We start from the raw sequence: 11,952 nt of genomic DNA on the forward strand, positions 1-11,952 counted from the left end.
CGCTACATTAACATTGTTGGATTAAAATCAATTGAGATTTGTAGCTCTTTTTGCATTTCTGCTTGATAATGTTCATTTACCATTTTGAGCACGTTCTTTAAGTTTGGTTCCCGTTTGTATTTTATCATGCATTGATAACGATATCTATCTTTTATCCTTGGAATTGCTGAAGCAACCGGTCCTAACACCATCGTTTGCTGCGAACAATGCGTCCGTAAATACAAGGCAATTTTTTCCGTCACTTGTACTGCCTTTAATAATTCCGGATGAGATACCGTCACAAGTACAACATAGTAATAAGGTGGGTATTGTCTCGTTCGCCTCATTTGCATTTCTTGATCAAAAAACACATCATATTGTTGGTTCTTTGCTAACTCTATACTATAATGTTCTGGCGTATACGTTTGAATTATAACTTCCCCTGGCAATTCATGTCGGCCTGCTCGTCCACTTACTTGCGTCAATAACTGATAAGTCTTTTCACTCGCCCGGAAATCAGGTAAATGAAGCATCGTATCAGCAGTTAAAACACCAACAAGCGTTACTTTCGGAAAATCTAACCCTTTTGCAATCATTTGTGTTCCAAGTAATATATCTGCTTTTTCTTCCCCGAACGCCTTTAATAATTTCTCATGCATTCCTTTACGACTCGTCGTATCTACATCCATTCGAATGACTCGTGCCTCTGGAAATAGTTTTGTAATTTCTTCTTCTACCTTTTGCGTACCTGTACCAAAGAAACGAATGTATGTACTTTGACAAGCAGGACACGCAGTCGGCATATTTTCTTCGTAACTGCAATAATGGCATTTTAAACGATGATTCATTTTATGATATGTCAGCGAGATATCACAATGCGGACATTGTACAACGTACCCGCAATCACGGCACATAACAAATGTAGAATGACCTCTTCTATTTAAAAAGAGCACCATTTGTTCTTTCTTTTCTAACCGATCTGCTATTTTTTCATGCAGTGCCTTTGAAAACATGGAGCGATTCCCGTCACGAAGTTCTTCACGCATATCAACAATCTCTACTGTCGGTAAAGCTTGTTCGTTCATACGTTTTTCCATCGTCAGTAATTCATACACACCTTTTTTCGCTCTTGCAAACGATTCAAGCGTCGGTGTTGCACTACCAAGAACGATAGGGCATTTATGATATTGTCCTCTCCACACAGCTACATCCCTTGCATGATACCTCGGATTATCTTCTTGCTTGTAGCTCGATTCATGTTCCTCATCAATGATAATAATCCCTAAATTTTCAAAAGGAGCAAATACAGCTGAACGTGCACCAACTACGACTTTCACTTCTTTTCTTAAAATCTTACGCCATTCATCATATTTTTCTCCAACAGACAGCGCACTATGAAGAACTGCAACTTGTGAGCCAAATCTACCTTTAAAACGATCTACCATCTGAGGCGTTAGTGCAATTTCAGGAACAAGTACAATAGCTTCTTTTCCTTTCTCGAGCACCGCTGCTATAGATTGTAAATATACTTCTGTTTTTCCGCTTCCTGTAACACCATATAGTAAAAATGGATTGTAAGTTTCATTTGTAATTGATGATAAAATCGGTGTAATAACTTGCTTTTGTTCCTCAGTAAGTGGGAATGGTTTCGTTTGTTCAAAATCGTCATCGTCATACGGATTTCGGTACACTTCCACATACTTTTCTGAGAGTAGTCCCTTTTTAACAAGTGCTTTAATTGGAGCATCTGTTATTTGTAACTCTTCTGTTATTACTTTCAACGGTACACTTTTATAATTTTCCACAAAATAATAGAGGACATCTTGTTGTTTTTTACTTTTCAGTTCAAATGCTGCTAATTCTAATTTATCTTCTGGCAACTCCGGTTGAACGACTCTTTGTTTCTTCTTTTGTACTTTATCTTTTACTTGATAAACAACTTCAATCGTACCATGTTTAATTTCTTGTTGAATCGTGCGATATAGCTGTGGCTGCGTCTCAATCGCTTCCCAATCTATCGCTTCTTTGTCCTGAAATAAAAACAGTAGTTCAGGTGCTACTTCTTCTTGTTTACGAAGTTGTAGACGTTTTTTATATGTTGCTTTTATCGCCGTTGGAAGCATAACTTGAAAAGCTGAAATCATATAACATAACGTTTCACTTGTAAGCCAATACCCTAGCTTTAACAACTCTTCATTTAAAACGGGTGTTACATCTAAAATTTCATGAATTGTCTTTAACTTCTTACTTTCTACTTCAACCGAATCTTTAATCCCAATAATAAAACCTTGCAATTTCCTTGGGCCAAACGGAACTACTACACGCATGCCTGTCTGGACAATATCTTCCCATTTTTTAGGGATAATATAATCAAATGGTCGATCTGTCTGACGTGCAGGTACATCAACAATTACACTTGCAAATTTCATAGACGATCATCTTCTAACATCATTTCAATTTGCTTTAATATTTCACGAGCAACCTCTTTCTTCGTTAAAAGTGGCAACTCTATAACTTCTCCATCTTTTCTATACATTGTTACAATGTTCGTATCTGTACCAAATCCAGCTCCTTGCGCCTTTACGTCGTTTGCAACAATCATATTCGCATTTTTCTCACGTAATTTTTTCGTTGCATATTCCTCTACGTTTGTCGTTTCAGCCGCAAAACCGATAAGTAACTGTTTGTCTTTCATCTCACCTAACGTTTTTAAAATATCTACTGTTCTCTCAAGTTCAATTACAGCATCGCCATTTTTCTTTTTCATTTTATTATCATGAACATATTTCGGGCGATAATCTGCAACTGCTGCTGTTTTAATAACAACATCCACGTCTTCATAATGTTGAATAACCGCCTCTAACATATCTTGTGCAGATTCCACTTGCACCGTAGTTACATGTAATGGTGGATGTAATGCTGTCGGTCCCGAAACGAGTATAACATCAGCGCCTAAGTTCGCTGCCACTTCCGCAATCGCGTATCCCATTTTTCCAGAAGAAAAATTGGTCATAAAACGAACTGGATCAATCTTTTCACGTGTTGGACCAGCAGTTATTAATATTCTTTTTCCATACAATGGTTTTTGTTCTGAAAAAGCCTCTTCTAACCGTGCGATAATCGCTTCAGGTTCTTCTAATCTTCCTTTCGCTACATAACCACACGCTAAAAAACCTTCGCCAGGCTCAATAAATGTATATCCTAACGTTTTTAACGTCATCATATTTTTTTGAACAATTTTATTTTCATACATATGCACATTCATAGCAGGTGCAATCCACACTGGGGCTGTAGTAGCTAACAAAGTAGTTGTAATCATATCATCTGCAATACCGTTAGCTAACTTTCCAATACAATTGGCTGTAGCAGGTGCAACAAGTACAACATCTGCCCAATCTGCTAAATCGATATGAGCAATAACAGCTGAGTCTTTCTCATCGAATGTATCCGTATATACATCATGGCGAGAAAGCGCTTGGAATGTAAGAGGTGTAACAAATTTCATTGCCGACTCACTCATCATTACTTTTACAATAGCACCAGATTGTGTCAATTTACTCGTTAACGCAGCCGCTTTAAAGACCGCAATGCCTCCTGTTACACATAAAAGTATCTTTTTCCCTTTTAGCATATGGCTCGTCCTCTTTCTTTTTCAAACTTATAATACTGAAACAAGATTATCAGCTCATCAGTATCAATATTTCTTCCCTACCGTAAAAAAATAACAACCTACTTGTAAATAGGTTGTTACCGTTACATAGAAAATTATAAAGTCTATGTTTTAAATTGTCGAAGACAAAGTCTTATTCAGTTACTTTATCTTCACTTGGTACGTAGCTTAACGCTTCCATATCGATTTCTTCTAATGCTTTACCTACACATTTATGAGAAACTGGTTTTTCTACAACACAGTTATTAGCAAGTTGCATTTCGCGCGCACGTTTTGCAGCCACTGTTACAAGTGTATATTTAGAATCGATTTTTGTTAATAATGAATCAATTGATGGATTTAACATAATTATAGACCCTCCGTCATTTCTTTATAATATTTTGCTACTCTTTCGCGGCGGCAATGTTCGCCAACCACAATTGCTTTAATTCTTTCACAAGCTAGTTCAACTTGGTCGTTTTCTACAACGTAGTCGTAAGCGTCCATCATATCAATTTCTTCTTTCGCTACCGTTAAACGATTTTCAATAACATCTTCAGTTTCTGTACCACGACCGACAATTCGGTTCTTTAGTTCAGATAAACTTGGAGGTGCTAAGAAAATAAATACACCTTCTGGGAAAGCTTTCTTAACTTGAATTGCTCCTTGCACTTCAATTTCTAAGAATACATCTTTTCCTTCTTGTAATGTTTTTTCAACATAGTCAATTGGTGTTCCGTAATAATTACCTACGAACTCAGCCCACTCAAGTAATTTTTCATTACGAATCATTTCCTCAAATTCTTCTCTCTCTTTAAAGAAATAATCCACACCATCCACTTCACCTTCACGTGGCTTACGTGTCGTTACTGAAATGGAGTACTGAAAACGTGTATCCTCATGACTAAACAGCTCTTTTCGAACCGTTCCTTTACCAACCCCAGAAGGTCCTGAAAGAACGATGAGCAATCCTCTTCTACTTCTCATAAATATGTAAAACCTACCCTTCCTCACTTAACTCTTCTTTATTATTCAAACGATGTGCAATCGTCTCTGGCTGAATTGGACTTAATACAACATGCCCATCATCCATAACAATAACCGCCCTTGTTTTTCTCCCATACGTAGCATCAAGCAAAGCATTATGTTCGCGTGCTTCCTGTACTGTTCGTTTAATAGGAGCTGACTCCGGACTTACAATAGCAATAATTCGATGAGCAGATACAATATTTCCGTATCCAATATTTAAAAACCGCATGGCCATAGTTTGCGCCTCCTAGTAAGTCTATCCGATTTCTCCACCACGTATAACTTTATATATTTTTTGAAAGCTACTCAATATTTTGTACTTGTTCACGAATTTTTTCAAGGTTATTTTTCATTTCTACAACATATTTTGAAATTGTTAAGTCATTTGCCTTAGAACCAATCGTATTAATTTCTCTATGCATCTCTTGCACGATGAAATCCATTTTCCTTCCAACAGGCTCTTCAATCTGCAGTGTTTCACGGAATTGTTCTAAATGACTTTGCAAACGAACTAACTCTTCGTGAATATCACAACGCTCAGCAAAGATTGCAACTTCTGTTAGCAATCTTTGTTCATCTAGATCTTGATTATGTAATTCCTTTAAGCGATTTTCTAATCTTTCACGATATTTTTGTGTAACAATTGGTGCATGCGGAATAATAGCATTTACACAATTATGAATCTCTTGTAAGCGATACGCTATATCTTTATGTAATCGTTCTCCTTCGCCATCTCTCATCGTTTTTAACATATGAGCAGCTTGGCGAACAGCCTCATATAAACTGTTCTCAAATTGTTCATTTACGTTTTCTACCTCTTCAATCGCTGTTACTTCTGGCATTGCCATTAATTGCTCGAGTGTAATAGAATCTTGTAATTGAAATTTTCCTTTTATATCTTCCATAATCGATTGGTACTGCTCAAGAAGCGACCAATTCACACTTAATTTTCTTTCAACAAGCCCTTCACCCGCTATACTAATAGACACTTCAATACGTCCACGGCGAACTTGCTGTGCAATTATTTTACGAATTTTGTCTTCAAATACCGTCATTTGCTTCGGTAGTCGAATACTCATCTCTAGAAAACGGTGGTTCACCGATTTCATTTCTACTGTAATTTGAAAAGTATCACTCTCTACTTTCGATCTTCCAAACCCTGTCATACTACAAATCATTTTTTATCACATCCAAGCCATGAAATAACTCAATGAAAAAGGTAATAGAGACAAGGCTCTACTACCTTCTGTAAATTATATCACATTTTCATATCATTGACTATTTCAAGTTTAATCCCTTCTTATATAATATTGGCTTTTCCTTCTTCCCCTTTTTCCCTGTTAATAAAGAGCCTACTAATAAGAAGGTCGGAATTGACGATAAACCTCCAATTAACAACCAATCTCTCGCTTGTATTGGCATCGTGCTAAAAATCGGTTGTAACGGTGGATAATATATAACGACTAGCATGAGTAGTAATGAAATGATAACCGCTCCTACTAAATACACATTTCCAAACGGATTACGGTGGAAAACAGAATGCTCACTTCGGCAATCAAATACATGAATCAGCTGAGCAAGTACCAATGTTGCAAACGCTACAGTTTGTGCATATTTCAGTTCATTTGGATGTTGATTATACGCAATAATAAATGCTACTAGCGTCACTGCCCCAATTAGAAAGCCACGACTTATAATTTTCCAGGCAAGCCCTCTAGCAAATACCCCTTCTTTCGGATGACGCGGCGTTCTCTTCATCACGTCTCCCTCGGCCTTATCCAAACCTAACGCCATCGCCGGTAAACCGTCAGTAACTAAATTCACCCATAAAATTTGAATTGGAACCATCGGCAGCGGTAGTGCAAGTAACATGGCAAATAACATGACCAAAATTTCTCCAACGTTCGATGCTAATAAATAACGAATAAACTTACGTATGTTCTCGTATATATTTCTACCTTCTTTAATTGCTGATTTTATCGTAGCGAAATTATCGTCCAGCAATACAAGAGAAGAAGCTTCTTTCGCAACATCTGTCCCTGTAATTCCCATCGCTATCCCAATATCCGCAGTTTTTATAGCTGGAGCATCGTTTACTCCATCACCTGTCATCGCCACTATATGTCCTTTATTTTGCAACGCCTTAACAATTTTTAATTTATGTTCTGGTGATACACGAGCAAATACATACGTATCTTCTACAACATTTTCTAATTCTTCTACATCCATAGTTGCGAGTTCTACCCCTTCAACAACGCGTCCACCTGGTGGTAAAATGCTTAATTGTTCTGCAATCGCCATTGCAGTCACTTTATGATCACCTGTAATCATCACTGTTCGAATACCAGCTTCTCTGCACTCTTTTACTGCCTGCTCTACTTCTGGTCTTGGCGGATCAATCATTCCTTGTATTCCAACTAACATAAAATCTTTTTCAACGTCTCTTTCATGTTCAATTGAGTCTGTTACTTTTAAAGGCTTAAAAGCAACTGCAATTGTTCGAAGTGCTTGACTACCTAAGCTATGAATAGCCGCCTGTACTTCTTTTCTATACAACTCACTTAATGGTTGCTGCTTATCCCCCCATAAAATCGTTTGACTCATTTGCAGAAGGACATCTGGTGCTCCCTTCGTAACGACAAACTTTTTCCCCTCTCGATCTCGTACAATAACACTCATCATTTTTCGAGTTGAATCAAACGGAAATTCACGAATAATTTCAAATTTCCCTTTCAGCGCCTCACGCGTTATCCCCGCTTTCATTGCTGCAGCTACAAGCGCCCCCTCAGTTGGATCTCCATCTAATACATACGCCTTTTTCTTTTGAATAATATTTGCGTTATTACATAGCGAACCAAATGTAAGTAGTTGATAAAGTGATTTCGTCTTAGCTGGATTCACTTCTTTTTCACCTTTCATAAAAGAGCCATTAGGTTCATACCCTTGGCCTGTCACTTTCCACAATTCTCCACCTGACCACATATGTGTTACCATCATTTTGTTTTGCGTCATCGTTCCTGTTTTATCAGAGCATATGACAGAAGCACAGCCTAACGTTTCTACTGCTGGTAACTTCCTTACAATTGCTCTCTTTTTTATCATACGCTGTACACCAAGCGATAAAGCTACTGTAACGATTGCTGGTAACCCTTCTGGAATAGCAGCAACAGCTAGCGACACGCCAGCTAAAAACATATGATATACTTCATTCCCTTGATACACACCAGCTAACACGACAAGCGCTGTCAAAATAAGAGCTACAATAATTAATATTTTTCCAAGTTGCTCTAATCTTCTTTGCAATGGTGTTTCCATTTGCTCTGCATTTTGCAACATATTTGCAATTTGGCCCATCGCTGTATTCATACCCGTTGCTACAACGACTCCTGTTCCAGACCCTCGTGTAATCATCGTACCCATAAAAGCCATATTTTTTTGATCACCAATTGAAACATCTTGCCCTTGCAACGCTTCTACTTTCTTCTGCACTGGAACTGACTCTCCTGTTAAAGCTGATTCTTCAATATATAAACTCGACGCCTCAACAAGACGTACATCAGCTCCAATACGATCGCCACTAGAAAATTTAATAACATCACCTAAAACGAGTGCTTTAGACGGTGCCTTTATCCACTTTCCATTTCGCAGTACAGTTACTTGTGGGGCGGCTAGCTCTTTTAAAGCTTCCAAGGACTTTTCAGCCTTTCTTTCTTGAAAAAATCCGAGAATACCATTGATAATAACAATTGCCACAATCGCAATAGAATCAATGTATTCCCCTAAAAAAGCCGAAACGATTGTTGCACCAAACAAAACAAGCACCATAAAATCTTTAAATTGTGCCAAAAATACCATTAGTGCAGAAGGCCTCTTTGCTTCATCTAGTTCATTTGTACCAAATTTTTTTATTCGCCCTTCTGCTTCTTTCTCTGTAAGTCCAACCTTCACATTCGTATTCGTTCTTTCTTCCACTTCATGTGCACGCATTCCATACCAGTTCATCCTGCTATCGACCTCCTGATTCCAGACATACTCTATTGAAAGCTTATTCAGCCTCGTCCAAAAAAATGCTATAATTAACTTTTAGTTAGAAAGGAGTGTTCATTTATGGCATTCGATGGATTATTTACAAGAGCGATTACACATGAAATTGCAAATTCTCTTTACACGGGAAGAATTTCAAAAATATATCAACCTTCAAAATACGAGATTTTATTACATATTCGAGCAAACGGAAAAAATCAAAAACTGATTCTTTCCGCTCATCCGACATATGCACGTTTACACTTAACAAATCAAAATTATGATTCACCTGCACTTCCGCCAATGTTCTGTATGCTTCTTCGTAAGCATTTAGAAGGTGGATTCATTGAAAAAATTGAACAAATTGATTTAGAGCGTATTATTCAAATTACCGTTCGTAGCAGAAATGAAATTGGTGATGAATCGCTAAAAACATTAGTAATTGAAATTATGGGACGACATAGTAACATCATTTTAGTAGACACAAAAACAAACAATATTTTAGATAGCTTAAAACACGTTTCCTTAGCAGTAAACCGACATCGAACTGTATACGCTGGAGCTGAATATATTGCACCACCAGCACAACATAAAATTAACCCACTTCAGATCGAAACAAATGATGAATTTATTAGACCGCTAGACTTTCTATCTGGAAACATGGATAAACAGCTAGTCGGAACCTTTACCGGAATATCACCGTTATTCGCAAAAGAAGTAGTGAAAAAAGCAGGTATGGTAAATGAAAAAGCATTAGCTGACGCATTTTTCTCCATACAAAAACCATTATTAACTCATACATATTCACCAACAATGACTACTTCAAATGGGAAAGAATTCTTTTATCTTTTCCCTCTTGCGCACTTAGCTGGAGAAGACAAGACATTCTCATCTGTTAGTGAATTGCTAGACCGTTTCTTTTTTGGAAAAGCAGAGCGTGACCGTGTAAAACAACAAGCTCATGATTTAGAGCGCTTTATGCAAAACGAAAAAAATAAAAATGAGAAAAAACTCATTAAACTAGAAAAAACATTACAAGATGCTGGAAAAGCAGATAAATATCAACTATTTGGAGAACTACTTACAGCCAATATGTACGCTTTGAAAAAAGGCGATAAAGATATTGAAGTCGTTAACTATTATGATGAAAGTGGTGGAACTGTAAAGATCGCATTAGATCCTTTAAAAACGCCATCTGAAAATGCACAACGCTATTTCCAAAAGTACCAAAAAGCGAAAAATTCAGTTGTTGTTGTAGAAGAACAAATCGAAAAAACAAAGGAAGAAATTCTTTATTTCGATAGCTTACTTCAACAAATGGAAGCTGCTTCTTCAAAAGATATTGAAGAAATTCGTGAGGAATTAGCTGAAGAAGGTTATATGCGCAATCGTAAAACGAAAAACGGAAAGAAAAAGCCTACTAAACCAGTATTAGATAAATATGTAGCAAGTGATGGCACAGAGATTTTCGTCGGTAAAAACAATAAACAAAATGATTATTTAACAACGAAATTTGCCCGCCGTGATGAAATTTGGTTACATACGAAAGACATACCTGGTTCTCACGTTGTCATTCGTTCTTTAGAACCTGCTGAAGAAACTTTACTAGAAGCTGCCAAAATTGCTGCTTATTACAGTAAAGCAAAAGAGTCTAGCTCTGTACCTGTTGATTTCACCAAAATACGCCATGTGAAAAAACCGAGTGGTGCAAAACTTGGTTTTGTTACGTACGACAATCAGCAAACTGTTTATGTAACACCCGATGCTGATACTGTAATGAAATTAAAAGCTTAAATAAAAAAATGCGTTGCTTATAAGCAGCGCATTTTTTATTCTTTTCCATTAGTTCGTAATATCTTTCTTTTGTCATTTTATATATTGTCAAAAAGATTGACAGTGTTATTCCATACCTGTATAAATTTTTTTACAGTATGTATATAAAGCACGACTCAAATCAATGTTTCTTCATCCCTACCAATTATTTATAAATGACCTGTCTCCTACAAGTGGCTAGCTATTTTTTCACTTCAACTTAAATATATGTAGTTCTTATCCTTTCTTCAAATATACATTTTGGCACGCTATTTGCTTTATTCAATACTGTGAATAGGAGGAATTAACATGACTTTAAAAATGAATAAAATCCAAAACCAACTACAAAACTATGAAATTGACGGGTTACTTATTACAAAAAAAGAAAACCGCCAATATGCAACAGGCTTTACAGGTAGTGCTGGCGCCGTCTTAATCTCTGCGGATAAAGCTGTTTTTATAACAGATTTCCGCTATGTAGATCAAGCAAAATCACAAATAAAAGATGCTGAAATTATTATGCATAAAGGAAATTTAGAGGAAGAAGTTGCAAATCAAGTATCAAAATTAAACATTCAAAAACTCGGAATTGAAGAAAACAACATGACATTGCAACAATATAAAAACTTGCAAAAGTACGTACAGGCGGAAATGATTCAAGTGTGCGAAATTATCGAAAATATTCGTATCATTAAAGACACGCCTGAAATAGAAACAATGAAAATTGCAGCTAATATTGCGGACGAAGCATTTCACCACATTCTTACGTTTCTAAAACCAGGAATAAGTGAAAATACTGTACGAGATGAATTAGAATTTTTCATGCGAAAAAAAGGTGCTGCATCTTCATCATTTCAAATTATTGTAGCTTCTGGTGTTCGTTCTTCCCTTCCACATGGAGTTGCATCAAATAAAATAATTGAACGAGGCGACATCGTTACATTAGATTTCGGTGCACTTTACGACGGATATTGTTCCGATATAACACGTACTGTAGTAATCGGGGAACCATCAGAAGAATTCAAAAAGATATACAATATTGTACTTGAAGCATTAAAACGCGGGACTGAAGCGATTAAGCCTGGAGAAACTGCAAAACGTATCGATGATATAACGAGAAACTACATTACTGAGCATGGATACGGTCAATATTTTGGACATTCTACTGGTCATGGTCTTGGATTAGAAATTCATGAACCTCTCCGCCTATCCCAAGAAAGTAAGGCTACTTTAGAAGAGGGTATGGTCGTTACAGTTGAACCAGGTATTTACATACCGAACTGGGGCGGTTGTAGAATTGAAGATGATATTGTCATTACAAAAGACGGATATGAAGTTATTACAAAATCAAATAGAGAACTAATTGTAATCCCTTGTTAATATTTTGAAATTTTCAACAGGATTTTTTCTCTGCACATAGAATTCCTTCTCTGGAGTATTCGTTTCAAGAGGGGGAATTG

General features: G+C 36.7%; 9 protein-coding genes. 2 read left to right on the top strand and 7 right to left on the bottom strand.

What is annotated here, in order from left to right:
* Positions 1-2: 2 nt before the first annotated feature.
* The 7 genes from priA to EGX95_RS17775 all read right to left on the bottom strand — a co-directional run bounded on the left by priA (position 3) and on the right by EGX95_RS17775 (position 8,659).
* Positions 3-2,408, bottom strand: a complete 2,406-nt coding sequence (gene priA / locus EGX95_RS17745; RefSeq protein WP_000666726.1) for a primosomal protein N' — start codon at positions 2,406-2,408, stop codon at positions 3-5.
* Complete coding sequence (gene coaBC / locus EGX95_RS17750; protein WP_000911758.1) at positions 2,405-3,610, bottom strand: bifunctional phosphopantothenoylcysteine decarboxylase/phosphopantothenate--cysteine ligase CoaBC; 1,206 nt, start codon at positions 3,608-3,610, stop codon at positions 2,405-2,407. Before coaBC ends, priA begins: the two co-directional genes overlap by 4 nt.
* A gap of 172 nt (positions 3,611-3,782) precedes the next feature.
* Positions 3,783-3,995, bottom strand: a complete 213-nt coding sequence (gene rpoZ / locus EGX95_RS17755; protein WP_000933970.1) for a DNA-directed RNA polymerase subunit omega — start codon at positions 3,993-3,995, stop codon at positions 3,783-3,785.
* A 2-nt stretch (positions 3,996-3,997) separates the two neighbouring features.
* Positions 3,998-4,615, bottom strand: a complete 618-nt coding sequence (gene gmk, locus EGX95_RS17760) for a guanylate kinase (protein ID WP_001257738.1) — start codon at positions 4,613-4,615, stop codon at positions 3,998-4,000.
* A 13-nt stretch (positions 4,616-4,628) separates the two neighbouring features.
* The gene (gene remA, locus EGX95_RS17765) at positions 4,629-4,892 is read right to left on the bottom strand and encodes an extracellular matrix/biofilm regulator RemA (RefSeq protein ID WP_001251458.1); all 264 of its coding nucleotides are present in this window, start codon (positions 4,890-4,892) and stop codon (positions 4,629-4,631) included.
* A gap of 67 nt (positions 4,893-4,959) precedes the next feature.
* Positions 4,960-5,835, bottom strand: coding sequence for a YicC/YloC family endoribonuclease (locus EGX95_RS17770; RefSeq protein ID WP_000564125.1), 876 nt, complete (start codon positions 5,833-5,835; stop codon positions 4,960-4,962).
* Between the two features lie 100 nt (positions 5,836-5,935).
* Entirely contained in the window at positions 5,936-8,659 is a 2,724-nt protein-coding gene (locus EGX95_RS17775) for a calcium-translocating P-type ATPase, SERCA-type (protein WP_001104743.1), read from the bottom strand.
* A 105-nt stretch (positions 8,660-8,764) separates the two neighbouring features.
* Here EGX95_RS17775 and EGX95_RS17780 point away from each other — a divergent pair, with 105 nt between their 5' ends.
* The gene (locus EGX95_RS17780) at positions 8,765-10,474 is read left to right on the top strand and encodes an Rqc2 family fibronectin-binding protein (protein WP_000863255.1); all 1,710 of its coding nucleotides are present in this window, start codon (positions 8,765-8,767) and stop codon (positions 10,472-10,474) included.
* Positions 10,475-10,801: 327 nt separating this feature from the next.
* Complete coding sequence (locus EGX95_RS17785) at positions 10,802-11,872, top strand: M24 family metallopeptidase (protein WP_000172894.1); 1,071 nt, start codon at positions 10,802-10,804, stop codon at positions 11,870-11,872.
* Positions 11,873-11,952: the final 80 nt, after the last annotated feature.

The organism is Bacillus sp. FDAARGOS_527 (genome assembly GCF_003812125.1).
GTDB classification, from domain to species: Bacteria; Bacillota; Bacilli; order Bacillales; family Bacillaceae_G; genus Bacillus_A; species Bacillus_A paranthracis.